16 protein-coding genes and 1 pseudogene are annotated in these 25,454 nt (G+C 73.1%); 8 read left to right on the forward strand and 9 right to left on the reverse strand.

Annotated elements, in window-relative coordinates; all coding sequences use genetic code 11:
* Positions 1–14: 14 nt before the first annotated feature.
* Entirely contained in the window at positions 15–656 is a 642-nt protein-coding gene (locus tag OG370_RS14245) for a mycothiol-dependent nitroreductase Rv2466c family protein (RefSeq protein WP_328464193.1), read from the reverse strand.
* 201 nt (positions 657–857) lie between these two features.
* Here OG370_RS14245 and pepN (OG370_RS14250) point away from each other — a divergent pair, with 201 nt between their 5' ends.
* A complete protein-coding gene (gene pepN, locus OG370_RS14250) occupies positions 858–3,452 on the forward strand; it encodes an aminopeptidase N (RefSeq protein WP_328474080.1) in 2,595 nt (864 codons plus the stop codon).
* A gap of 333 nt (positions 3,453–3,785) precedes the next feature.
* Positions 3,786–4,778 (forward strand): hypothetical protein, encoded by a 993-nt coding sequence (locus OG370_RS14255; protein ID WP_328464195.1) that lies wholly within the window; start codon positions 3,786–3,788, stop codon positions 4,776–4,778.
* Positions 4,779–4,817: 39 nt separating this feature from the next.
* Here the strand turns inward: OG370_RS14255 and OG370_RS14260 are convergent, their stop codons facing one another.
* From OG370_RS14260 to OG370_RS14270, 3 genes are all read right to left on the reverse strand, one after another.
* The gene (locus OG370_RS14260; RefSeq protein WP_328464197.1) at positions 4,818–6,590 is read right to left on the reverse strand and encodes a TIGR03767 family metallophosphoesterase; all 1,773 of its coding nucleotides are present in this window, start codon (positions 6,588–6,590) and stop codon (positions 4,818–4,820) included.
* Positions 6,591–6,828: 238 nt separating this feature from the next.
* Complete coding sequence (locus OG370_RS14265; RefSeq protein WP_328464199.1) at positions 6,829–9,456, reverse strand: FtsX-like permease family protein; 2,628 nt, start codon at positions 9,454–9,456, stop codon at positions 6,829–6,831.
* Positions 9,453–10,337 carry an ABC transporter ATP-binding protein gene (locus OG370_RS14270; RefSeq protein ID WP_328474082.1) on the reverse strand — a complete coding sequence of 295 codons (885 nt, stop codon included), beginning with the start codon at positions 10,335–10,337 and terminating at the stop codon, positions 9,453–9,455. Before OG370_RS14270 ends, OG370_RS14265 begins: the two co-directional genes overlap by 4 nt.
* A gap of 271 nt (positions 10,338–10,608) precedes the next feature.
* Here OG370_RS14270 and malQ point away from each other — a divergent pair, with 271 nt between their 5' ends.
* Both malQ and OG370_RS14280 read left to right on the forward strand, forming a co-directional pair.
* Positions 10,609–12,681 (forward strand): 4-alpha-glucanotransferase, encoded by a 2,073-nt coding sequence (malQ, locus tag OG370_RS14275; protein ID WP_328464201.1) that lies wholly within the window; start codon positions 10,609–10,611, stop codon positions 12,679–12,681.
* Between the two features lie 47 nt (positions 12,682–12,728).
* A complete protein-coding gene (locus OG370_RS14280) occupies positions 12,729–12,974 on the forward strand; it encodes a hypothetical protein (protein WP_328464203.1) in 246 nt (81 codons plus the stop codon).
* A 191-nt stretch (positions 12,975–13,165) separates the two neighbouring features.
* On the opposite strand, the pseudogene OG370_RS14285 reads toward OG370_RS14280, so the two are convergent.
* Positions 13,166–13,651, reverse strand: a pseudogene (locus OG370_RS14285) (MarR family winged helix-turn-helix transcriptional regulator); the annotation flags it as partial.
* A 135-nt stretch (positions 13,652–13,786) separates the two neighbouring features.
* Between OG370_RS14285 and OG370_RS14290 the strand changes: the two are divergent.
* Entirely contained in the window at positions 13,787–15,280 is a 1,494-nt protein-coding gene (locus tag OG370_RS14290; protein ID WP_328464207.1) for an MFS transporter, read from the forward strand.
* Between the two features lie 88 nt (positions 15,281–15,368).
* On the opposite strand, the gene OG370_RS14295 is transcribed toward OG370_RS14290, so the two are convergent.
* Complete coding sequence (locus tag OG370_RS14295; protein WP_328464209.1) at positions 15,369–16,796, reverse strand: alkaline phosphatase family protein; 1,428 nt, start codon at positions 16,794–16,796, stop codon at positions 15,369–15,371.
* 326 nt (positions 16,797–17,122) lie between these two features.
* Positions 17,123–19,708, reverse strand: coding sequence for an aminopeptidase N (gene pepN, locus OG370_RS14300; protein ID WP_328464211.1), 2,586 nt, complete (start codon positions 19,706–19,708; stop codon positions 17,123–17,125).
* A 473-nt stretch (positions 19,709–20,181) separates the two neighbouring features.
* On the opposite strand from pepN (OG370_RS14300), the gene OG370_RS14305 reads away from it, so the two are divergent.
* Complete coding sequence (locus tag OG370_RS14305; RefSeq protein WP_328464213.1) at positions 20,182–20,925, forward strand: DUF4232 domain-containing protein; 744 nt, start codon at positions 20,182–20,184, stop codon at positions 20,923–20,925.
* Between the two features lie 98 nt (positions 20,926–21,023).
* On the opposite strand, the gene OG370_RS14310 is transcribed toward OG370_RS14305, so the two are convergent.
* Positions 21,024–21,560, reverse strand: a complete 537-nt coding sequence (locus OG370_RS14310; RefSeq protein WP_103889250.1) for an HNH endonuclease — start codon at positions 21,558–21,560, stop codon at positions 21,024–21,026.
* 239 nt (positions 21,561–21,799) lie between these two features.
* On the opposite strand from OG370_RS14310, the gene OG370_RS14315 reads away from it, so the two are divergent.
* A complete protein-coding gene (locus tag OG370_RS14315) occupies positions 21,800–22,870 on the forward strand; it encodes a mechanosensitive ion channel family protein (RefSeq protein ID WP_443060866.1) in 1,071 nt (356 codons plus the stop codon).
* Positions 22,867–23,493 carry a GNAT family N-acetyltransferase gene (locus tag OG370_RS14320; RefSeq protein WP_328464221.1) on the forward strand — a complete coding sequence of 209 codons (627 nt, stop codon included), beginning with the start codon at positions 22,867–22,869 and terminating at the stop codon, positions 23,491–23,493. The genes OG370_RS14315 and OG370_RS14320 overlap by 4 nt, the downstream gene beginning before the upstream one ends.
* On the opposite strand, the gene OG370_RS14325 is transcribed toward OG370_RS14320, so the two are convergent.
* Positions 23,462–25,276 carry a hypothetical protein gene (locus tag OG370_RS14325; RefSeq protein ID WP_328464223.1) on the reverse strand — a complete coding sequence of 605 codons (1,815 nt, stop codon included), beginning with the start codon at positions 25,274–25,276 and terminating at the stop codon, positions 23,462–23,464. The two genes, OG370_RS14320 and OG370_RS14325, sit on opposite strands and share 32 nt — an antisense overlap.
* Positions 25,277–25,454 lie beyond the last annotated feature (178 nt).

The following is a 25,454-nucleotide window of genomic DNA, read 5'->3' on the forward strand; positions in this document are numbered from 1 at the left end:
CGGGGCGGGTGCTCCTAGTCGAAGATCGGGCCCTGGGTGCGGGTGCGCTTGATCTCGTAGAAACCCGGGATCGCGGCGACCATCAAGGTGCCGTCCCACAGTTGGGCCGCCTCCTCGCCCTTGGGCGCGGGGGTGACGACCGGGCCGAAGAAGGCGATCTGCTCGCCGTCGGCGCCGGGGACGGCGATCACCGGGGTGCCGACCTCCTGGCCGACCTTGTCGATGCCCTCCTTGTGGGAGGCGCGCAGCTGTGTGTCGTACTCGTCGGAGTCCGCGTGGTCCGCGAGCGACGCGGGCAGGCCGACCTCCTCCAGGGCCTCCACGATGGTCTCGCGGGTCTTGGGCTTCGCCTGGTTGTGGAAGCGGGTGCCGAGCGCGGTGTAGAGCGGGCCGACCACGGCGTCGCCGTGCAGTTCCTGGGCGGCGATGACGACCCGGACCGGGCCCCATGCCTCGCGCAGGAAGGTGGAGTACTGCTCCGGGAGGGTGTCGAGCTTGTCCTCGTTGAGCACCGCGAGGCTCATCACGTGCCAGCGCACCTCGACCGGGCGGACCTTCTCCACCTCCAGCATCCAGCGGGAGGTCATCCAGGCCCAGGGGCACAGCGGGTCGAACCAGAAATCGGCTGGGGTCTTCTCAGCGGCGGTCGCGGTCACGGCATGCTCCTCGTTCACAACATCGTGTCAGGGACGGGCGGTCGGCGGTCGTCGGGCGACACCTTCCACCCAGACGTACAACGCGCTCCGCACCCCGGGTCATTCCCCGCTGCCACCTCGCAGGGGCCGTGGGAGGATGCCAGGGCGCCGCGATCCGGCGCGTCCACCGGCAGGAGTGCCATGACTGAGAGGAGCCGCCACGTGCCCGGCGAGAACCTGAGCCGTGAGGAGGCCCGCGAGCGGGCCGCGATCCTGTCCGTGGAGCGGTACGACGTGGCGCTGGACGTGCGCTCCGCGGTCGGGCCGGCCGCCGCGGGCGAACCGCGCACCTTCCGGTCGACCACGGTGATCGACTTCCGCTGCGCGCGGCCGGGTGCCTCGACCTTCGCCGACCTGATCGCGCCCTCGGTGACGTCGGTGCGGCTCAACGGCCGGGAGCTGGACCCGGCGGCGGTCTTCGACGGGGCGCGGATCGCGCTGGACGACCTGGCCGAGCGCAACACCCTGGTGGTGGACGCGCGGTGTGCCTTCAGCCGGACCGGCGAGGGCCTGCACCGCTTCGAGGACCCCGAGGACGGCGAGGTCTACCTCTACACGCAGTACGAACCGGCCGACTCCCGGCGGGTGTTCGCGAACTTCGAACAGCCGGACCTGAAGGCGCCGTTCTCCTTCCGGGTGACCGCGCCCGAGGGCTGGACGGTGCTCAGCAACGGCGCGGCGGACGGTGACCCGACGCCGGCCGAGGGCGGCGGCGCCACCACCGCGTTCGTGCCGACCCAGCCGATCTCCACCTACATCACCGCGGTGGTCGCGGGGCCGTACCACGTGGAGCACGACCACTACGCGCGCACGCACCCCGACGGCGCGGTGCTGGACATCCCGCTGTCCGCGCTGTGCCGCCGCTCGCTGGCCCGGCACTTCGACGCCGACGCGATCTTCGACGTCACCAAGCGCGGGCTGGACTTCTTCCACGAGAACTTCGACTACCCGTACCCGTTCGGGAAGTACGACCAGGCGTTCGTGCCGGAGTACAACCTCGGCGCGATGGAGAACCCCGGGTGCGTCACGTTCCGCGAGGAGTACGTCTTCCGCGGGAAGGTGACGCGGACGTCGTACGAGCACCGGGCGAACGTCATCCTGCACGAGATGGCGCACATGTGGTTCGGCGACCTGGTCACCATGCGGTGGTGGGACGACCTGTGGCTCAAGGAGTCGTTCGCCGACTTCATGGGCGCCTTCGCGCAGGTGGAGGCGACCGAGTTCACCGAGGGGTGGATCACCTTCGCCAACCGCCGCAAGGCGTGGGCCTACCGGGCCGACCAACTCCCCTCCACCCACCCGGTGGTGGCCGACATCCCGGACCTGGAGGCGGCGAAGCTCAACTTCGACGGGATCACGTACTCCAAGGGCGCCTCGGTGCTCAAGCAACTCGTCGCGTACGTGGGGCGGGAGGCGTTCCTGGAGGCGGCCCGGCGGTACTTCAAGCGGAACGCGTACGGCAACACCACGCTGGCGGACCTGCTGTCGGTGCTCGCGGAGACCTCGGGCCGGGACATGGCCGCCTGGTCGGCGGCGTGGCTGGAGACCGCGGGCGTCAACTCGCTGACTCCGCAGGTGGTCTGTGACGCGCAGGACCGGATCACCGAGCTGTCGGTGGCGCAGACCGCGGACGGCTCGCAGCCGCGGCTGCGCCCGCACCGGGTCGCGGTGGGCCTGTACCGGCGCACGCCCGACGGCACGTTGGAGCGCTACGCCCGCGCGGAGGCCGACGTGGCCGGGCCGTCCACGTCGGTGGCCGAGCTGGCCGGGCAGCCGCGGCCGGATCTGGTGCTGGTCAACGACGACGACCTGACGTACGCCAAGACCCGTTTCGACGAGGTCTCGCTGGCCACCCTCCGCGAGCGGCTCGGCGACCTCGCGGACCCGCTCGCGCGGGCGCTGGCCTGGTCGGCGGTGTGGAACCTGACCAGGGACGCGTTGATGCCCGCGCGGGACTACCTGGACCTGGTGCTGCGTTTCGCCGGGCAGGAGAGCGACATCGGGGTCCTCCAGACCCTGCACCTCCAGGCGCGGACCGCGCTGGTCCACTACGTGGCGCCGGACGCGCGCGCGGAGGCGGGCGCGGCCCTTTCGGAGGGCGCGCTGCACGAGTTGCGGCTGGCCGAGCCGGGCAGCGGCCACCAGCTGGCGTGGGCCCGCTTCTTCGCGGCGGTCTCCTCCTCGGCGGCCGATCTGCAGCTGCTGCAGGGGCTGTTGGACGGGTCCGCGAAGATCGACGGGCTCGATGTCGACCAGGAGCTGCGGTGGACGTTCCTGGAGGCCCTCACGGCCGAGGGCGTGGCCGGCGCGGACGTGATCGCCGCGGAGCGGGCCAGGGACGACACCGCGTCCGGGAACCGGCACGAGGTGCGGTGCCTCGCGGCCCGGCCCGACCCCGAGGTCAAGGCTGCCGCCTGGGCCTCCGTGGTCGAGTCCGACGCCCTGTCCAACGCGCTCGTCGAAGCGACCATCGCGGGGTTCTCCCAGCCCGGGCAACGGGACTTGGGCGAGCCCTACGTCGCTCCCTACTTCGCCGCGATCGAACGGGTCTGGGCCGAGCGGTCGATCGAGATCGCGATGGATGTCGTGCGCGGGCTCTACCCCTCCCTCCAGCAGGGTTCCCTCGTCCTCGCGGCGACCGACGAGTGGCTCTCCGAACGGAGCGAAGCGGCTCCCGCGCTGCGGCGTCTCGTCCTTGAGGGCCGAGACGACCTGGCACGGGCTGTTCGTGCGCAGGAGTGCGACGCCCGCCGCTGAAGCTTTCGCCGGGTGGGCCGGCTCGCCCGCGGAAGCTTTCGGCGGGCGGGTCAACTCGCCGCGGGGGCTTGGCTTGCGGGCCCGGCGCGCCGCGGTGGTGGGCTGAGCGCGCAGTTCCCCGCGCCCCCTTGGGGCGCGGGGGCTGGGGGCTGGGGCTGGGGGGTCACGGCTGCGTCGTCGTGGCCGAGGGGGTGGAGGAACGTTCACTCGGGTGGCGGGGAGGGGAGGAGCTCGGCAGGTGCGGGGCGGGACTTTAGCCCGGCGTTGTCCTGGTTTGTCAACGAGCGTGTAACAACGGTTAGTAACCACCCGTTCTGCGGGAAACACTCGGCCATGAACGCGAACGACCTCACCCCCCACGCCCTGGACCGCCTCGACGACTGCGACGAGACCGTACTGACGTTCCGTCAGCTTCGTGAACTCGGCCTGACCGCGGCCGAGATCGCCGACCGCTGCCGCCCGGGCGGCCGTTGGCAGCAGATCCTGCCGCAGGTGTGCCTGCTGCACTCCGGTCCACCCAGCAGCGAGGAACGCGTACGGGCCGCGCTGCTGTACGCGGGCCGCGATCCGGGCGGCCCCGGCCCGGTCGGCGGCGGCCGGGAGGCGATGGTGACGGGGCTCGCCGCGCTCGCGCTGTACCACTTCGCGTCGGTGCCCCCGCTGATCGGCCTCCCGGTGATCGACGTGCTCGTGCCGTGGCAACGGCGGTTGCGCGACGCGGGTGATGTCAGCGTGCACCGCACCCGCGAACTGCCGCGCCCACTGGACGTGGTGGGGCTGCCCTGCGCTCCGGTGCCGCGCGCGGTGGCCGACGCCGTCGCCGAACTCGACGACACCGACGCCGTACGCGCGCTGCTCTCCGAGGCGGTGCGGTCCGGGTACTGCGACGGCACCGCCGTACTGCGGGAGTTGTCCCGGGCCGGACTGCTGGCCCGCCCGCAGGTGCGGCGCGCGGTGGACGTGCTGCGCAGCGAGGACCGCGCGATGGCCGAGCAGCGGCTGTACATGATGGTGCACTGCCACCAACTGCCCGACCCGGTATGGAACGTGGACCTGCGGCTGCCCGGCGGCCCGCCGCTGGGCGGGGTGGACGCGTTCTGGCCCGAGCACGGCGTCGCGGTCTGCCTCGACCCGGACGACGACGCGCTGTGGTCCCACTACGCCCGGCAGCGCGAGCACCTGGAGGCGCTGGGCATCACGATGGTGTTCCTGTCCCCCGCCAAACTGCACGACGCGATGGAACTGCAGGCGGCCGTGGTCAGGACCGCGCTGATGGCGTCCTGCGAACTCGACCCGGCCGCCTACGTGGTGGTCACCCCGCGCTGAGCGGCTCCCGTCCGGCCCCTCGGCGCGCCTGCACCGTCCTCACCGCTTCCTGAGCAGCAACTCGGCGTTGCGGTCGTGTGCGACACCGCTCGCCGAGGAGATGTCGGCGCCGGGCGCGTTGAAGGCCAACTCCCGGTACAGGGAGGCCAGTCCGCCGGTCGACAGATCGTGGAAGTCGGTCCGGTGCGGCGCCGCGGACTCGATCAGCGTGGTGATCAGCGACAGTGTCCCGTCGTGGTTGTCGACGATCTCGATGACCCGGCCGAGCTGCGGATAGTCCACGTGGGAGGCGGTGTTGACCTCCCAGAAGGTGCCGCGCGGGTCGATCCGGTTGTGGTGGCTGTGCCCGTTGATCCAGGCCAGCACGTTCGGGTGCTTCTTCAGCAGCGCGGTCAACTCCGCGCCGCTGTGCCGCTTCTCGCGCGGGCGGGCCGGGTCGGTGCGCAGGTTCGTCATGCTGTGGGCGGCGTGGTGGCTGAAGACCAGGATGTGCTGGTCCTCGTGTGCGGCCAAGGTGCGCCCCAGCCAGGCGAGTTGCTCGGAGCCGATCGAGCCGAGGAACGAGCCGCCCCGGTCGGTGGTGTCCAGGCTGATGCCGAGCACGCCGTCGGCGACCGGGAAGCTGTAGTACATGTGGTCGGCGTCCACGCCCTCGGCGGCGTAGCCGTGACCGACCGGACCGGCGCCCGTACGGCGCGGGTCGAGGTGCGCGGCCAGGTACTCCTGCGGGGTGAAGGGGGCGCGGCGCACGTCCGGGGTGACCGTGCGCGCGGTGCGGGCGTAGTGCTGGAGCACCTCGCGCACCAGCGTGCCGTCCGGGTCCTGCTGCGCGTTGACGGCCTTGTACACGCGCAGCATGTCGGCGTGCGGCACCTGCTCCAACTTGCGGTCGCCGACCGCGATCTGCCCGGCGAACGACCCGTGCGGGCCGGACCGGTAGGCACCGCTGAACAGGGCGTCGTGGTTGCCGACCGTCGAGTACCACGGGATCTTCAGCCCGGGCGCGGTGAGCGGGCGCATCGCGGCGGACAGATAGCCGGGCAGGTGCGGGAAGCCGAGCTTCTTGTCGGCGTCGGTGCGGGCGCTCTCCGGCTGCCAGAACAGCGGCAGCCCGGAGTTCTGGATGCCCTCGAAGGCTTGCGGGTCACCGGTGTTGGGGTCGATCCGGCCGCCGCTCATCGCGGTGAGGAACCAGTCCAGCTCCATCGTGGAGTTGTTGTCGGTGTTGTCGCCGGTGGTGATCGCGAACGACAGCGGGTGGCCGGTGACCGGGCCGCCGCGCAGGCTGTTCACCCGGTCGATGAGCGAGAGCGTGCTCAGTACGGACAGCGCCTCGTGCGGGCGCCAGTCGTGCGGGCCGTGCTCGCGCATCCACTCCATCCGCAGCGGCGACTGCACGTCCATCACGTGCAGGTCGGTGAGTTGGACGAACGCGGCGATCGCGGTACGGCGGTCCGCGCGGCCGGGGTGCGCGGGGGCGAGGTCGGCGCGGACCACCCGCTTCCACCCGGGGCCGTCGGTGAGCCGGCGGTACGAGCCCCTGCCGGTGGGGGTGGCCACGGAGTGCAGGGTGGTCCCGCTGGTCGTCGGCGCCGTCGGGGCCGCCGTGGTGGCGTTGGTCGCGGTGCTCGGGGTGGAGACGGACACGGAAGCGGTCGGCGCCGTGGCCGCCCGGGCGCTGGCCCGGTCGGAGCCGGGGCCGAACAGCCAGGCGGCGGCGCCTCCCGCTGCCGCGAGGCCGGTACCGGAGGCGATCAGCAGGGTGCGGCGGTCGACGTGGGGAGGGGTTCGGGCGGGCTCGGGTGCGGGCATTTCGTTCCCCCGTGGGGAGGCTGAGGCGTACGAGCGGCCCCGGGCGTGGGGCACCCACGGGGATGCTTGGCAGCGGAAGTGACGTGTGCCGTAACGCGGCACGAACGCGGAATGCCCATCTCCGGGCGCCAATGTCCGTTTCCGCGTGAGTCATCCCGCGGGGGGCCGCCGTTACGGTTCCCGTCTCGTTCCCGTCTCCCGCCCGGTGGGGGCCGGGCGGGGAACCGGCCGGGCGGCGCTACTCGGGCGGAGCCGTCGCCGCGGGACGCCGCAGGAGCGCCCGGGTGGGAAGGGCGGTGGCGGCCAGGGCCAGCACCAGCGCACCCCCCACGATGCCGCCGGCGGTGCCCGGCGGCACGTACGGGCTCGCGCCCGTCAGCCCGCGGGCGATCGGCACGAGGGTGATCCACGCGATCGCCCCGCCGATGACGAGCCCGCCCGCGGCGACGACCAGCGCCTCCCAGCGCATCATCCCGAGCACCTGCCGCCGGGTCGTGCCCGCCAGCCGCAGCAGCGCGATCTCACGGCGCCGGTCGAGGACCGTCATCACCAGGGTGTTGGCGGCGGCGACGGTCGCGAACCCGCCGAGCACGGCGGCCATCACCTGGTTGGACCAGGCGTTGAGTTCGAGGTTCTTGTCGGCCTGCGCGCGGTATCCGGCCCGGTCGGTGACGGTGAGCCCGGGCACCCCGAGCCCGGCCAACTCCCGTTGCACGGCGGCCGGGTCGGCGCCGGGCGCGTCGTGCACGAGCACCTGCGCGTCGTACGCCGTTTTCGCGTGTGCGGCGACCGCGGCGCGCGGCATGAGCAACTGGCCCATCCCGAGGCCCCGTTCGTAGACGGCGACCACCTTGGGCCGGACCTGGGTGCCGTCGCCGAGCCAGAGCGAGAGGTGGCCGCCGACCTTCACGTGGGCGCTGCCGGCCAGCAGCGTGTCGACCGCGACCGTACCGCCGTCGCCGGTGAGGTCGGCCAGCGAGCCGCTCTTCAAGCCGAGTTGGAGCACCTTGGGCAGGGCGGCGGGGTCGCCGGAGACGCCGATCAGGTTCTCCGAGTCCAGTGCCCCGCTCTCCCGGATGAGCGCGCCGGTGCGCAGGACGCCGACCGCGGTGTCCACGCCGTGCAGCGCGGCGGCGCGGTCGGCGGTGGCGGCCGGCAGTCCGGCGCCGTCGGAGCCGACCACCTGGTCCGCGACGACCGCCTGGTGGATCTGCCGGGACGTGGCGTGAGTGATCGACCCCTGCATGCACAGCAGGGTGCCGCAGAAGGCGGTGACCAGTGCGATCGGGGTGATCGCGGCGGCCAACCGGCGCGCGGCGGCACGGGTGTTGGCGGCGGCCAGCATCCCGGAGACCGAGCCGGACGCCCGCAGCGGCAGCCCCAGCAGGGACGCGGCGAGCCACGCCACCACCGGACCGAGGAAGGCCACTCCGGCCATGAGGCTGAACACGACGCCGAGTGCCACCGAGGCGGCGTCGTCGCCGGTCTCGTGGGCGGCGACCGCGGCCAGGAAGCAGCCGCCGACCACCGCGGCCACACCCAGCACGGTACGGATCACGCCGGGCCGGCGGCGTTCCACCGCGGCCTCGCCCAGTGCCTCGCTGGGCCGGGCCTTCGACGGGCGGCGCGCGGCGAGGTAGCCGGCCACGAGCGACCCGAGCAGGCCGGCGCCGACCGCGACCACCATCGGAATCCAGCCCACGGACAGGGTCACGCCGTGCGGCACCGCGTCCTTGTGGACGAGCTGGCGCAGCCAGCAGCGGGCCAGTTCGACGCCGGGCCAGATCCCGGCGGCGCCCGCGAGCGGGGCGACCAGCAGCGCCTCGGTCGCGACGGTCCTGCGGATCTGCCGCGGGGTGGCGCCGATCGCGCGCAGCAGCGCGATCTCCCGGGAGCGCTGGCCGACGGCGAGAGCGACGGTGCCCATCACCACGAACACGGCCGTGGCCGTGGCGATCCCGCCGAAGGAGCCGCCGATCGCGGTCATCATCTCCTTGGCCTCGGCGAGCTGCGGCTGCTCGGCCGCGCCCCGGTCGTCGCCGGTGCGCACCTTCGCGTGGCCGCCGACGGCGTGCCGGGCCTGGTCGGCCAGCGCGTCCGTGCCGACGCCCGGCTTCGGGAAGACCGCGATGGCGTCCGCCCGGCCGGGGTGGCCGGAGAGCGGACCGGCGACGGAGTCGGCGAAGTACGCGGTGGGGCCGGCCGAGCGGTCGGCGGGGACCAGCCCGGAGACGCGGTAGGCGGCGGTCCGGCCGGGCGCGGTCAGCGTCAGGGTGTCCCCGACGGAGACGTGGGCCGCGCGGGCGGTGCCGGCGTCGAGCACGACCTCGCCCGCGCCGGGCGCGTGAGCCGTGCCACCGGCGGCCGTACCGGAGGGGGCCGTATCGGCGGGGGTCGTACCGGAAGAGGATGCGGGGGGCTGGGAGATCAGGTGCGCGGACCAGTCCCGGCCGGTCAGTTGCGGCAGGCCGGCCGCCGAACCGGCACCCGCACCCGCACCCGCGGCGCCCGAGCCGCCCTGGTGGGCCGCGCCCACCGGGAACGCGATGTCGGGGACGGCCGCGGCCACGCCCGGGCGGGCGGCGATCCGGGCGGCCATGCTCGTGGCGAGCCGGGGCTGGTCGGTGAGCGGCTCGGAGTCGGAGTCCTGGTTGTCGCCGTGCCCGGTGGTGATGTGGGCCTGCGGGTCGGCCGCGACCACGACCGGCACGTGGGCGTACCGGACCGGCGGCACGTGCGCGGTCAGGCCGGTCTGGAGCAGGGTGCCGCACGCGGTGACCACGGCGGCCGCGAAGAGCAGCGCGACGAACGTGCCGACGAAGGACGCGGGCCGGAAGCGTACGGAGGCGCGGGCGAGGCCGTTCACGCCACCCTCCCCCGGGTGGCGCGGGCGGCCTCGGCCACGGAGTCCCGGTGGGCCCGGCCGTCGGTACCGCGGCCGGGCCCGCCGGTCCGCGAGGTGAGCGCGACCATCCGGTCCGCGACGGCCGTCGGGTCGGGCGCGACCAGCTCGCCCGCGAGGTTCCCGTCGGCCAGGAAGAGCACCCGGTCGGCGTACGACGCGGCGACCGGGTCGTGCGTCACCATCACCACCGTCGCGGCCGGGCCGGAACCGTCCAGGCCGCCGTCGACCGCCTGCCGCATCAGCGCCAGGATGTCGCGGGCCGTACCCGTGTCGAGCGCGCCGGTCGGCTCGTCCGCGAAGATCACCTCCGGGCTGGTCACCAGCGCACGGGCGATCGCCACGCGCTGCTGCTGCCCGCCGGAGAGCTGGCCGGGACGGCGCCTGCCGTACCCGTCCAGGCCGACCCGCGCCAGCATCGCCGCGGCCCGGCGCCGGTCGGGGCGCTGCCCGGCCAGGCGCTGCGGCAGCAGTACGTTCTGCTGGACGGTGAGGGACGGCAGCAGGTTGAACGACTGGAAGACGAAGCCGATCCGGCTGCGGCGCAGCCGGGTCAGCTTGTTCTCGCTCAGTCCGGTGATCTCCTCGCCGCCGAGCAGCACCGAGCCGCCCGACGGGCGGTCCAGGCCGGCCGCGCACTGGAGGAAGGTGCTCTTGCCGGAGCCGGACGGCCCCATGACCGCGGTGAAACTGCCGCGCGGCAGCGCCAGATCGACCCCGCGCAGCGCGTGCACCGCCGCGTCGCCCCGGCCGTAGGTCCGGCGCACACCGCGCAGTTCCACCGCGTGGGTCGCGGTGCCTGTCGCGGTGCCTGTCGCGGTGCCTGTCGCCGTGCCGACCGGCATGCTCGGCGTGCTCGTCGTCGGGCTGGTCATCGGGCTCGCTCCGTATTCGTCCACGCTTCGAAGCTACGAAGCGCGGGCCGCGCGAACCATGGCGCTCTCCGGCGTCCTCGTGGTGGGGTTTTCCCGACCAGCCACCCGGAGGGATCTCCCCGACCGGCCCCTGTTCGCCCGCGCCGGCGGCGGTTCCGCGCGGGTGAGACCCCCGGGGCGGGGTAGGAGGGGGGCGCCCCGGGGTAGGGGTGTGTGCACCCACTGTGAGGACGGAGGCCCGATGGACCGGGTACGGCTGGCCGGGTTGTACGGCGTGGACGTGACGTACCGCCCGACCGCGGATACGGAAGTGCCCGTGCCGGAGGAGACGATCGTGGCCGTGCTGGCTGCGCTCGGGGTGGACGCGAGCACGCACTGCTCGGTGAAGAACGCGCTGGCGGCGTACGAGCGTCGCGAGTCGCACCGGCTGCTCAACCCGTGCACGGTGCTGCGGGTCGGCCACGGCACCCTCGACACGGTCCGGGCCCGGCTGCCGCGCGGCACCCGGCTGACCGTGGCCACCCGCACCGGCGAGCCGCTGCCGGCCGCCCCGACCGCGCCGGGCCGCTATGTCCTGCGCGCCACCGCCGCCGACGGGCGGACCGCGACCGGCGATCTGGTGGTCGCGCCGGAGCGGCTGCCCGGCCCGCCGGAGCGCACCTTCGGCTTCATGGCGCAGCTCTACTCCACCCTGTCGTCCCGCTCGTGGGGCATGGGCGACCTCGCCGACCTGGCCGACCTCGCCGCGTGGTCGGGCCGGACCCTGGGCGCGGGCTTCGTGCAGATCAACCCGCTGCACGCGGCCGTGCCCGGCCGCCCGACCGACCCCTCGCCGTACCGCCCGTCCTCGCGCCGCTTCCCCGACCCGGTCTATCTGCGGGTGGAGGAGATCCCCGAGTACGCCTACCTGCCGGCGGAGTCGCGCGAGCAGGCCGCGGACGTGCTGCGCGAGGCTGCCGAACTGCGCGACCAGGTGCTGCTCAAGGACGCGCTGATCGACCGGGACGCGGTGTGGGCGCTGAAGTCGCGGGCGCTGGAGCTGCTGCGCACGGTGCCGCTGAGCCCGGGCCGCCGGGCCGCGTATGCCGACTTCCTCGCCGAGCAGGGGCAGGCGCTGGACGACCACGCCACCTGGTCGGCGCTGGCCGAACTGCACGGCCCGGACTGGCACAACTGGCCGCCCGGGCTGCGCGACCCGCGCTCGCCGCAGGTGGCGCGGGCCCGCAGCGAGCTGATGGAGCGGGTGGACTTCCACTCCTGGCTGACCTGGCTCACCGACGGACAGCTCGGGGCGGCGCAGCGGGCCGCGCGGGACGCGGGGATGGCGGTCGGGGTGGTGCACGACCTGGCGGTGGGCGTGCACCCGGCCGGTTCCGACGCCTGGTCGATGCAGGACGTGCTGGCCGCGGGCATCTCGGTCGGGGCGCCGCCGGACGCCTTCAACTCCCGCGGCCAGGACTGGGGGCTGCCGCCGTGGCGGCCGGACGCGCTGGCGGCGACCGGCTACGCGCCGTACCGCGACCTGGTCTCCCGGATGCTGCGGCACGCCGGGGGCCTGCGGATGGACCATGTGATGGGCCTGTTCCGGCTGTGGTGGGTGCCGCAGGGCCGGCCGCCGACGGAGGGCACCTACGTCAGGTACGACGCGGAGGCGATGCTCGGGCTGCTGGCGCTGGAGGCGTACGAAGCGGGCGCGGTGGTGATCGGCGAGGACCTGGGCACCGTGGAGCCGGGGGTGCGGGAGGAGTTGGCCGACCGGGGCGTGCTGGGCACGTCCGTGCTGTGGTTCGAGCGGGACTACTCCGGGGCCGACCCGGACCGCCGGCCGCTGCCTCCCTCGGCGTGGCGGGAGTCGTGCCTGGCGACGGCGACCACGCACGACCTGCCGAGCACCGCGGCCCGGCTGACCGGCGAGCACGTCGGGCTGCGGCACCGGCTGGGACTGCTCAGCCGGCCGCTCGAAGCGGAGCAGGCGGAGGACGCCGCGGAGGTCGCGGAGTGGATCGCGCTGCTCGGCCGGCTGGGGCTGCTACCGGAGGGCGCGGCGGACGAGGAGGCGGTGGTGAAGGCGGTGCACCGGTTCCTGGCCCGGACCCCGGCGCGGATGATCGGGGTGTGGCTGCCGGACACGGTCGGGGACCGCCGCCCGCAGAACCTGCCGGGCACGTCCACGCAGTACCCGAACTGGCGGCTGCCGGTGGCCGGGCCGGACGGGCGGCCGCTCACCCTGGAGCAGCTCGCCGCGTCGCCGCGGCTGCACGCGCTCGCCGACGAGGTGCGGCGGGCGCTCGCGACGCGCCCGACGCGCCTGTAAGGCACCCCGCGCGCACGGGTCACAGGTGTGGTCACTACATTGAGTACGTGGACAAGAAGCTCACCAAGAAGGTCGTGCGCGCCGGGGTCGTCACCACCGGTACGGCGCTGCTGCTGTTGATGTCGTCCCCCGCCTTCGCCGTGGCGCACGACGACGGTGACGACCCGGGTTCGGGTCTGAGCGTGCTCCAGACCCTCGGCCTGTTCGTGGCCATTCCGCTGGTGCTGTTCGGGGTCATCGCCGGGCTGGTCATCGTGACGGACAAGTCCCGCAAGCAGCAGCAAGAGCACTGATCGCGCGGTAGGACGACCGAGGCCGGGCGGCCCGGCCGTCCCCGTACGCGTCCCCGCCCATGCCCGTGCAACCCCCGCCCGCGCCAGGCGCGTCCGGGGGTTCAGTGCTGCCCGGAGCCGTCGGCCCGGCCGGCTGACGATCCCGGTGCGCCCGGTGCGCCCGACCCACCCGGCGTGCCCGACGGGCGGGCCTCGGTCGAGGCCAGCAACTGCCGCAGCAGGTCGGCCAGCAGCTCCGCCTGGCTGTCGTCCATGCCGTCGAGCGCGGCCTGTTGCACCTCCACCCCGGCGGCGACCGCCTCGTCGATCACCCCGACCCCGCGCGCGGTGAGCGAGACCCGCAGACCTCTGCGGTCGTCCGGGTCGGGCGAGCGCTCCAGCAGTCCGGCCCGCTCCAGCTTGTCCAGCCGACCGGTCATCCCGCCGGTGGTCAGCATCAGCGTCGCGGAGAGCTGCCGGGGCGAGAGGGTGTACGGCTCGCCCGAGCGCCGCAGGGTGGAGAGCACGTCGAACTCGCCGCGGCCGATGCCGAACCGGCGGTACTCCTTCTCCATCCGGTCGCCCATCAGCCGCGACAGCCGGTAGATCCGGCCGAACACGGCCATCGCGCGCGTGTCCAGTTCCGGGCGCTCACGGTTCCACTGGCCGGTGATCGCGTCGACGGCGTCGGTTTCCATGCTCCGAGTATCGGCGCGAGGTCGGTCGAAGGCAAGAAAGTAGCTTGAAGGTAAGTTACTTCTCGGAAAGTCACTTGCCTGCGAGTCGCTTATTGCTAAGCTACTTAGCAACGACTTAGTCTTGCGGGGGTTCCGATGCAGCGCAGCAGCACACGTTCGGCGGCCCGGACCGGCCAGGAGGCCCGGCGCCGGCCGGGGATTCCCGGCGAGCGGGCCATGCTCACCGCGATGGGGGTCGACGCGGTCGGCTCGGGCATGTACGTGCCGTTCAGCCTGGTCTTCTTCCACCACATCACCGGGCTGTCGTTCACCGTGGTCGGTGCGGTGCTCACCGCGGTCGGGCTGGCCGGGATGGCCGCGCTGCCGCTGGCCGGCACGGCCGTCGACCGCTACGGCGCGCGCCGCGTGCAGCTCCTCCTCTACGGGGTGCGCGGCATCGGCTTCGCGCTCTACCCGTTCGCGACGACGCTGCCGGCCTTCGCCGCCGTCGCCCTCTTCACCGCCTTCGGCGACCGCGCGTTCCCCGCGGTGCAGCAGGCGTGGATCGGCGAGGTCGCCTCCGGCACCGACCGGGACCGGCTCCAGGCGGCGTCCCGCGCACTGCGCAACGGCGGGCTCGGCGCGGGCGCCCTGCTCGCCTCCCTGGCCATCTCGGTCGCCGGCGGCAACGGGTTCACGGTCGCGGCCTGGCTCAACGCGGCGAGCTTCGCGGTGGCCGCCCTCCTCGTGCGGGGCGCGCGGGGCGTACAGGGCGCGGCGCCGGTGCCTGCGGCCGCGGGCCGCCGGCCGCTCCGGCCGCTTCTTCCGCTCCGGCACGGTCGCGCGGGTCAGGGCTCGGCGGCGGGCTACCGGCTGGTGCTGCGCGACCGGGCCTTCCTGGGCCTGACCGGCGCCAACTTCCTCACCGCGCTGGGGTATTCGGCGCTGCCGGTGATGTTCCCGCTGTTCATCGTCGGCCGGCTGGGGCTGCCGCAGGCGCTGACCGGGGCCGCGTTCACGCTGAACACGGTGCTGTGCGCGGTGGGCGGGGTGGCGGTGGCCGGGGTGGTACGGCGCCGCGGCGGCCGGCGGACCCGGGCGGCGGCGCTCGGGGCGACCCTGTTCGCGACCGCGTTCGCCGGGCTCGCGCTGCTCGGCACGGTCCGGCCGCACTCCGGATGGGTGCTGCCCGCCGGGCTGTTCGCGCTGGTGGTGCTCTACACGACCGCCGAGACGGTGCACAACCCGGCGTCCGGCTCGCTCGCCGTGGCAGCCGCACCCGGTGAGCTGCGCGGCCGCTACATGGCCACGTACCAGCTCTCCTGGTCGCTGGCGAGCACACTCGCGCCCTCGCTCTTCACCGCGCTGAACGCCGCCGACGCGCGGCTGCCCTGGCTGCTGCTGACCGGGACCGCGCTGTCGGCCGCGGCGCTGCTGGTCCGTCTTGAGAACCGGCTCCCCGTGGACGCCGTACGGTTCACGGCGCCGGCCGCGGTGATGACGTCCCTCCCGCCGGGGGCCGCCGCCGATCCGGCCACCGCGCCGGCCGCCGCGGCTCCCGCGGGCACCGGCCTGTGCGCCACCGTACGCACCGCGCCCGGGGCCTCCCGCCGGGCCGTTGCCGCCGGCTCGGCATCCCGGACCTTCTGACCGGCCCGCCGTTCGCGGCAGGGTCCACACGTGCGGTCCCGCGCCTCTGGAGGGGGGCACGGGACCGTTTCGACGACTTGCCTGCCGGTCACGTGTGGGGGCGGTTGCCCTTCTCCTGCTTGGGGAAGCTCTGGTCGGCGCCCGGGAGCGTCGGCTTGGGGAGGGTGGCGACCTCCTGCTCGGCCTCGGCCAGTTGCTCGGCGGTGTTGTCGGGCAGGCGCGGCGGCTTCCGCGTCGTGTCGGAGAAGCGGAACGCGGAGGTGAGGTCGCCGAAGGTGCGGCGGCGCCACTGCGAGATGTTGGGCTCCTCGACCCCGGTGAAGCGCTCCAGGAACCGCAGCGACGAGGTGTGGTCGAACGCCTCGCTCGCTACCCAGCCGCCGACCGTCCACGGCGAGATGATGATCGACGGCACCCGGAAGCCCGCGCCGATCGGCAGCCCGTTGATGAACTCGTCCGGCGTGCCGGCCTTGGGGGTGGGCGGCACCACGTGGTCGAAGAGGCCGTCGTTCTCGTCGTAGTTGAGGATGAACGCGGTCTTCGCCCACACCTTCGGGTTGGACGCGATCGCCTCGATCTTGGAGGCGACGAAGTCCGCGCCGGCGGCCGGCAGGTAGTCCGGGTGCTCGGACTGGTAGCTGGTGGGCAGAATCCACGACACGGTCGGCAGCCGGTCGTTGCGGGCGTCGTCCTCGAAGGTGCCCTCGGGCTGGAAGACCATCGCCCGGTCGTGCAGCGGCTCGCCCGGCTTGGCGTCCTGGAACTGCTGGAACTCCGACAGCATGTTGGTGCCGTAGTTGTCGGTCTCCTGGTAGACCCGCCAGTCCACGCCGGCCGTCTGCAGCCGCTCCGCGTAGGTGGTCCAGCGGTACGGGCTCGGCGCCACGTTGCTGATGATCGGGCCGCCCTTGGTGCCGCCCGGGTCGACCGTGCCGGTCATCCAGTACAGCCGGTTCGGCCAGGTCGGGCCCATCATCGAGCAGTAGTAGTTGTCGCAGATGGTGAACGTCTCGGCCAGCGCGAACTGGAACGGGATGTCCTCGCGCGTGTAGTAGCCCATCACGTAGGGGCCGTTGGCGCCGTCGGCCGCGCGGTGCGCCGGCAGCCACTGGTCCATCGCGCCGCCGTTCCACGCCTGGTGCTGCACCGCGTAGGCGTGGCTGGTGGAGGGGATCGCCTGGGCGCTGGTGCTCTTGGTGTCCAGGTGGAAGGGGAGCGTGTAGCCGTCGGGGTTCTCGGCGTCCGGCTGGTAGAAGACCGAGCGGCCGGTGGACAGCCGCTTGGCGTGTGGGTCGTTGAAGCCGCGCACGCCGGACAGGGTGCCGAAGTAGTGGTCGAACGACCGGTTCTCCTGCATCAGCATGACCACGTGCTCGATGTCGCGCAGCGAACCGCTGCGCGGCGGGCCGGCGGCGACCGCCTTCTGCACGCTCGGCGGAAGCAGCGCCAGCGCGGCCGCGCCGCCCACCACTCCAGCCGTCGATCCGAGGAGTCTGCGTCGAGTCAACTCGGCCATGAACGTCCCTCCTTGAGCCGTCAGTGCGGCCCCCTTTGCCGAGGCCCCAGGGCACTCTGAACGGAGGGAGGCATGGGCCGATGGGGGCCGCCGGTGAACAAGTGGCCAACGTGCAGAAAGCAGTTGGCCACACCTTTACCTCTGTTACCGCTACGCCACTCCCGCCGCAGCGTGTTGTTCACCTGAGCGCCGCACGACCATCCGAACGCGCCCGCCACGCACGGCCGATGACGCTCCCTCAGCCCACGGCAGACGCAACGGTGCCCCGGCCGAAAACGACCGGGGCACCGTCGTCGAACCATGCGCCCGCCAGGCGCGAGGCGCTGCTACGAAGCGGCCGTCCGGCCCGCGGCCTCGTCGGCGGCCTGCGCCTTCAGGGCCCGCTCGACGCCGGAGCGGGACTCCACCACCAGCCGGCGCAGCGCCGGCACCGGCTCGGCCGAGGCCAGCCACGCGTCGGTCGCGTCGAGCGTCGACTGCGAGATCTGGAGGGACGGGTACAGGCCGACCACGACCTGCTGCGCCATCTCGTAGCTGCGCGAGTCCCACACGCCCTTCACCGAGGCGAAGTACCGCTCGACGTAAGGGGCGAGCAGCTCGCGCTGGTCGCTCTGCACGAAGCCGCCGATGACGGCCTCCTGGACCGCGTTGGGCAGCTTGTCCTCGTCGACGACCGACGCCCACACCGCGGCCTTGTTCTCCGCGCCGGGGCGGGCGGCCCGGGCCGCGGCGGCGTGCTGCTCGCCGGCCGAGGTGGGGTCGCGGACCAGCTCGGCGTCGATCGCGTCCTCGCCGGCCCGGCCGGTCGCGGCCAGCCGGGTCAGCAGCGCCCAGCGCAGGTCGGTGTCCACCGCCAGGCCGTCGATGCTGTCGCTGCCGTCGAGCAGGCCCTGGAGGACGTCGAGCTGCTCGGGGGTGTGGGCGGTGGCGGCGAAGGCACGGGCCCAGGCGAGCTGGTGGTCGCTGCCGGGGGCGGCGGCCCGCAGGTGGTCGAGGGACGCCTGCGTCCAGCGGGCCACACCGGTCTCCCGCCACTCCGGCGCCACATACGAGTCGAGGGCCAGCTTTACCTGGCGGTGCAGGGTCTGCACCACACCGATGCCGCTCTCCTTGCCGATGCCGTGCAGCACCAGCTCCAGGTAGTCGCGGGCGGCCAGTTCGCCGTCCCGCGTCATGTCCCACGCGGCGGCCCAGACCAGAGCGCGCGGCAGCGACTCGGTGAAGTCGCCGAGGTGGTCGCGGACCACGGCGAGGGACTGCTCGTCGAGCCGGATCTTGGCGTACGACAGGTCGTCGTCGTTGAGCAGGAAGACGTCGGGGCGGGGGGCGCCGGCCAGCTCGGGCACCTCGGTGAGGGCGCCGTCGACGTCCAGCTCGACCCGGCGGGTGCGGACGAGGGCGCCGTCCTTCAGGTCGTACGCACCGATGGCGATGCGGTGCGGGCGCAGCACCGGCACGCCCTTGGCGCCGATCGGCAGCTCGGGCGCCTCCTGGCGGACCGCGAACGAGGTGACGGTGCCGTCGGCGCCGATCTCGATCTCCGGCCGCAGCACGTTGATGCCGGCGGTCTCCAGCCATGCCTTCGACCAGGACTTCAGGTCGCGGCCGGAGGTCTCCTCCAGCGCGCCGAGCAGGTCCGGCAGCCGGGTGTTGCCCCATGCGTGGCGCTTGAAGTACTGCTGCACGCCCGCGAAGAACTCGTCCATGCCGACGTAGGCGACGAGCTGCTTGAGGACGGAGGCACCCTTGGCGTAGGTGATGCCGTCGAAGTTGACCAGGACGTCTTCCAGGTCGTTGATCTCCGCCATGATCGGGTGGGTGGAGGGGAGCTGGTCCTGGCGGTACGCCCAGGTCTTCATGCTGTTGGCGAAGGTGGTCCAGGAGTGCGGCCACTTCGAGCCGGGGGCGTGCGCCTGGCAGGCGATGGAGGTGTAGGTGGCGAACGACTCGTTGAGCCAGAGGTCGTTCCACCACTCCATGGTGACCAGGTCGCCGAACCACATGTGGGCCAGCTCGTGCAGGATCGTCTCGGCCCGCAGTTCGTAGGCCGAGTCGGTGACCTTGGAGCGGAAGACGTACTGGTCGCGGATGGTGACCGCGGCCGCGTTCTCCATCGCGCCGGCGTTGAACTCCGGGACGAAGAGCTGGTCGTACTTGGCGAACGGGTACGGGTGGGCGAACTTGTCGTGGAACCAGTCGAAGCCCTGCCGGGTGACGGCGAAGATCTCCTCGGCGTCCAGGTGCTCGACGAGCGACGGGCGGCAGTAGACGCCCAGCGGCACACTACGGCCGCCCTCGCCCTCCCAGGTGCTGTGCACCGCCGCGTAGGGACCGACGATCAGCGCCGTGATGTACGACGAGATGCGGGGGGTGGGCTCGAAGACCCACACGCCGTCGGCGGGCGGCTCGGGCGTCGGAGAGTTCGACACGACGGTCCAGCCGGTGGGCGCCTTGACGGTGAAGGCGAAGCTGGCCTTGAGGTCGGGCTGCTCGAAGCTGGCGAAGACCCGCCGCGCGTCCGGCACCTCGAACTGCGTGTACAGATAGGCCTGCTTGTCGACCGGGTCGACGAAACGGTGCAGACCCTCACCGCTGTTGGTGTACGCGCAGTCGGCGACGACCCGCAGCTCGCTGGGACCGGCCGGCAGCGCGTCGAGCGCGATCCGGGAGTCGGCGAACACCTGGGCCGGGTCGAGCGAGGTGCCGTTGAGCACCACTTCGTGGACGGCGGGGGCGACCAGGTCGATGAAGCTCGACCCGGGCTCGCTCGCCGCGAAGCGCACGGTGGTGACCGAGCGGAAGGTTCCTCCGTCCTGGGCGCCGCGCAGGTCCAGCTCGATGTCGTACGCGTCCACGGTGAGCAGGCGCGCACGCTCCTGCGCCTCCACACGCGTGAGGTTCGTACCAGCCACGACGGCCCTCTCCTTCGCTACCGAACTTGTCGAACGGATCGATCCGGATATCGCTCACCCGGGTCCCGCTCACCGGATCTCCCCCGATGGCACGACCATCCTCGCACGTCCGGGCGTTCACCCGCGGAGCCCCTGTGGATAACTCACGGGCGGCTCCTCGGCGGCCTTCCGGCCACGTTGCCGGGGCCGGGCGACGGGCCGGCCCGGCTTCCGGAAACGCCCGCAACGGCCTACCTGTTGGCGGTGGACCCGCGTGCGCCGCACGGCGTGCGGCCGTACCCGTGGTGCAGGCGTACCCGTGGTGCAGGCGTGGCGGATGCCGCCGTCGCGTTCCGTCTGTCGCGATCATGCAGCCCGCGTGTCACGGGGTTGTCGCGGTCATGGCTGCGGGCAACCGGCTCGGGTGCCGCGGAACTCCATGAACGCAGAAGGGTCCGCACCGCGTGGGCCGGCATCCGATCTACGGAGTAGCAATGCGCAGCAGCAAGAGGCTCTCGGTCATCGCTCTGGTCGCCGTGGCCGCCGGACTGTCCCTGACGGCTTGCGGCCCCGACGACTCCAGTGCCTCCGGCCCGACCTCGTCGTCCAGCGCGCCCGGTTCGTCCGACGCCACGCCGCCGACCATCGCGCCCGGCGCGTCCGACGCGACGTCAGCGCCCAGCACCACGGGCGGCCAGGACGGCTCCTCCGGCAGCGGTTCCAGCGGTACGTCCGGCAGCGGTTCCAGCAGCTCCGGCGGTTCCAGCGGCACGGGCGGCGGCTCCGGCTCCTCGAACTCCGGTTCCGGCTCGACCTCCAGCGGCAGGTGCAAGACCGCCGACCTCGCCATCTCGGCGACGCGCGGCCCCGCGGGAGAGGGACTGGAGCTGGTCGACTTCACGAACATCGGCCAGCGCTCCTGCACGATGCACGGCTTCGCCGGCGTCTCCCTGCGGGGGAGCTCGGGCCAGTCCGTCGACGTCCCCCGCCGCGACCCCGACACCACGCCCACCGTCAAGCTGGCCCCCGGCCAGGGGAACGGTTTCTCCCTCTACTACGCGCTCAACGGCAGCAGCGACAAGAGCAGCGGCTACACGTACACCACCATGATCATCACGCCGCCCGACGAGACCCACTCCAAGTCCCTGAAGGTGGCCATCGACGTGCCCGTCTCCGACCCGGACCAGAGCTACGTCAACAAGAACCTGGAGATCTACGCGGTCGGCACGACCCGGTAGCGAACGGAGCCTCCCTGCCGACGAGGCACGACGGTGTCCCCGATCCCGCGTACGCGCGGGGTCGGGGACATCGTTTCGAAAATAGCTGAGCCCGGATCTCAGGCTGATATGCCGTCGATCCGGGCCAGGGCGTCATCCGCGCCGAAGGGTTGCAGGTATGGCAGCCACCTCGGGTCCCGATGACCGGTCCCGATGATCCGCCAGGCCAGCCCCGACGGTGGGGCCGGTTGATGGCGCAGCCGCCATCCCAGCTCGGCGACATGGCGATCGGCCTTGACGTGGTTGCAGCGTCTGCACGCCGCCACCACGTTGTCCCAGGCGTGCTGGCCGCCACGGCTGCGCGGGATGACGTGGTCGACGCTGGTGGCGGCGGCCCCGCAGTACGCGCACTTGCCCCCGTCGCGGGCGAACAGCGCCCGGCGGGTCAGCGGCACGGTGCCCCGGAAGGGGACGCGGACGAATTTGGTGAGTTTCACGACACTCGGCGCGGGCAGCGCCTGGGTCTCGCTGTGCAGGTAGGCGCCGGATTCCTCCAGGCACACGGCCTTGTTGTTGAGCACGAGGATGAGTGCGCGGCGAAGCGGTACGACGCCGAGCGGCTCGTACGACGCGTTCAGGACCAGGACATGCGGCACGGATGCCTCCTTTGGCGCCGGCGGCGCGTGGCTCGCGCCGGGACGATCTGGCCTCAGTCTCTCCGGAATGCGGTGCACCGCGCCACCATGCCCGGGTAACGGACCGAAGGTGTTTTGGACCACACTTCTGCTCCTCCCATCTCACTTCCCCTGGTGTGGCAACGCCGCCTCACCCTCCATACATCCCCCGATCAGAGCCCTTCCGCCCTTCCAACGTGCAACGGAACGACATCGTTCACATGTTTTTCGCGCCGTTAGATTGGAGCCTTCGCACTCCGACGGAGGTCTCGTACGTGTCCAGCCCGACGCCGCAGCCCCAGAACACGCTGCCTTTCACGGACGTCCCCCGTTCGGCGGCACAGGCCAGCAGCTGGGTCGACGACAACTGGGCGAACTGGCTCAGCTCGGGACTGCGCATCCTGCTGATCGTCGCGATCGCGGTCGTACTCCGTTCGGTGGTACGCAAGACGATCAGCCGCCTGATCGAGCGGATGAACCGGGGTGCCGAGGTCGCCGCGAACACCGCGCTCGGCGGGCTGCTGGTCAACGCGGAGCGGCGCCGGCAGCGCAGCGAGGCGATCGGGTCGGTGCTGCGCAGCGTGGCGTCGTTCCTGATCCTGGGCACCGCGGCGCTGACCGTGCTGTCCGTGCTGAAGATCAACCTGGCGCCGCTGCTGGCCAGCGCGGGTGTGGCCGGGGTCGCGATCGGCTTCGGCGCCCGCAACCTGGTGACGGACTTCCTCTCCGGGGTCTTCATGATCCTGGAGGACCAGTACGGCGTCGGCGACGTCATCGACGCGGGCGTGGCGTCCGGCACGGTGGTGGAGGTGGGCCTGCGGGTCACGAAGCTGCGCGGCGAAGGCGGCGAGATCTGGTACGTCCGCAACGGCGAGGTGAAGCGGATCGGGAACCTCAGCCAGGGCTGGGCCACCGCCGTGGTCGATGTCCAGGTCGGCGCGGGCGAGGACCTGGAGCGGGCGCGCGCGGTGATCGCGGCGACCGCCGACGACATGGCCAAGGAGTCCCCGTGGGACGAGCGGCTGTGGGAGCCGGTGAAGGTGCTCGGCCTGGAGTCGGTCGGCACGGACTCCGTGGTGGTACAGGCCCAGGCCCGCACGATGCCCGGGCAGGCCGCGAACGTCTCCCGCGAGCTGCGCTGGCGAATCAAACACGCGTTCGCCCGCGAGGGTATCGTGATCACCGGCGGCCCCGCCGTCCCGGTGCCGGCCCAGTCCGGCAGCGTGGAGGACGGCCCTCCGGCCGCGGCAGGCGCCGCGGAGGCGGGCGACACCCAGGGAGGGAACGAATGAGCACCGATGCCGTGGCCAGGAGCGCGGGCGGGAACGGGACGGCCGCTGGAACGGCTGACGGCACGGCCGCCGGAACGGTGACCGGGCCGGCCACCGACCGGACCGCCGCGGATTCCGCCGCCGGTCAGACGCCGCGCCCCGCGGACTCCGCCGCCGGCTGGTCGCTGCGCCCCGCGACGCCGGCCGACGTCGAGACGGTGGCCGAGCTGAAGGTCGCGGTCATGCGCGCGGACCTGGAGCGGCTCGGGCGGTACGACGACCACCGGGCGCGGCAGCGGGTGCGGGACGGCTTCTCGCAGAAGCACACCTCGCTCATCACGGTGGGCTCCGACGTCGCCGGGTCCGTCACCTTCCGTCCCGCCGACGACGGCTCCCGCGTCCTGGAACACTTCTACCTCGCCCACCGCCACCAGGGCCGCGGGCTGGGCACCGCCGTACTGCGCTCGCTCCTCGCCCGTGCCGACGAGGAGGGCGTCACCACCCGCCTGATCGTCCTCCAGGGCAGCGGCGCGCGCCGCCTCTACGAGCGCCACGGCTTCACCGTCGAGTCCGAGGACCCGATCGACGTGTTCATGATCCGCCCGCCCGCGCTCAGCGGGGCGGGGCTCCCTTCGAAGGGATGAGGCCCGAGGTGATGGTCATCGGGTCGGCGGTGAAGACCGTCAGGTAGAGGTGCTGGTGCGGGGGGAAGCCGCGGTAGCCGCCGGGGGGCGTGAGGCGGTAGGTGGTGGAGGCGTCCGGGGGCAGGGTGCGGGCGCCGGATCGGATCGCCCACCAGCCGGAGGAGCCCTGGCCACTGCGGGAGGCGAAGTGCGGGGTCAGGGTGGTGGACCCCTTGTTGGTCACCCGGACGGTCACGGAGGTGAGCCCGTGGTGCGCGCGGGCCGGCTGCGTGGTGATGGTCATCGACAGCGGCGGCGGGCTCGCGACGGCCACCGCCACGCACAGCACCGACGGGACCAGCAGCCCGGCCACCACCGCCGCCTTGGCACGGCGGCCGCGCAGCCGCTCCGGCAGCCGCGGCTGCCAGGCGTGGGCCAGCGCCGAGGCGGGAACGGTCGCGAGGGTCGCCAGCCACAGCGGCGTGAGCATCAGGAAGTAGCCGTCCTGCGAGCGGGTGGCGAAGTAGAACGACGCCCACGGCAGCACCGTGACCGCGAGCCCGAGCCGCCGCACGAACAGGCAGGTCGCGGCGAGCAGGCCGAGCAGGAGCAGCACGCTGGCGTAGGAGTAGAAGCTCAGCCGGCTGCTGCCGTCGGTGAAGTAGTACGAGATGTCCACGACGCCCTGCCCGTGCAGGATCGCGTTCTGCGTCAGCGGCAGCATGATGCCGTGCAGCCAGCCCACCGGGTCCTGCGCGGCGAAGTACGCGTTCAGGATGCCCCAGGACACCAGGGCGGTGCCCGTGTAGCGGGCCGTCAGCGCCAGCGCCTCGCGCCTGCCGAGTTCGCCGCGCCGCACCGCGTAGAGCGCGACGAGCAGGAACGGCGTGAGGAACCAGGCGAGTTGCTGGGAGGCGCAGGCCGCGCCGAGGCAGACGGCGCGCACCACCCCGGCACGTCCGAGCCGGCCGCCGGCTCCGGTCTCCGGCCAGCGGACCACGACCGGGACCAGCAGGGCGAAGGCGAGCATGGCCGGGTAGCCCTCGCGGGCGTACTGCGGCAGCAGGTCGAAGCCGAGGCACACGGCGGTGGCCGCGGACCGCCACGGCGCGGGCAGCATCAGCCACAGCACGACGGCGCCCGCCATCAGGGCACCGGTGCTCACCATCGTGGCCGCGGCGGTGCTGTGCACCACCAGGTGCACGGGCGCGGTGAGCAGCGCGGTCAGCGGCGGGTAGCCGTACGTGTAGTCGGCGCCGCCGCTCATGGTCTTGGTGAGCGCGATGCCGCTGTGCTCGAACAGCCATGGCCACGGCTGGTCGTAGATCGGTTGGCCGTGCGCGATGGCGTGGGCGGCCTGGGCGGTCAGCACCCCCTCGTCGGCGCCCGCGTGGTGGAGCGCGTAGCGGCAGACGACCAGGACGAGGGCGATCACGAGGACGCCCGCGTCGACTCTCGCCAGCGCGCGGCGGGTCCGCACGGCGCAGGCGGCGACGCCGGCGACGAGAATCCCGGCGTAGCAGACCGAGATGAGGGCGGCGAGCGACGGGTGCCTGCCCATCGCCTCGGTCCAGGTGCCGCGGGTCCCGATGAACAGGCTGATCGTGCCGATCAGCGTCATCCCGCGGTGCCACTGGGCGGGGGTGGCCGCGGCCGCCGCGGACCCAGGCGCCGAACCGCCCGGTTCCGCGTGCTCCGCCCCCTCCCGCGCCCCCTCGTGCCGGGCCGGCGCCGCGGTGCCGTCCACCGATGCCGGTGGTCGTTGCGCCACTGCCCCGCCGCCCGGATACGAGCCTGCATCCATACCGACCGTTTCCTCCCCCGGCCCCGACGCCCGCCGGTGGTCCGGCGGCACGGCGCGGGCACGCGCGACTACTTGTGTGGAGGGGAGCCGAGGCTCCGGCGTTGCGCCGATCCGGTGTGGATTTCCCCCGACAAGGACGACCGCGCGACCTCCGCCCGGGTTGTCCTCACAGGGCGTT

It is taken from the genome of Streptomyces sp. NBC_00448 (genome assembly GCF_036014115.1).
Lineage (GTDB): Bacteria > Actinomycetota > Actinomycetes > Streptomycetales > Streptomycetaceae > Actinacidiphila.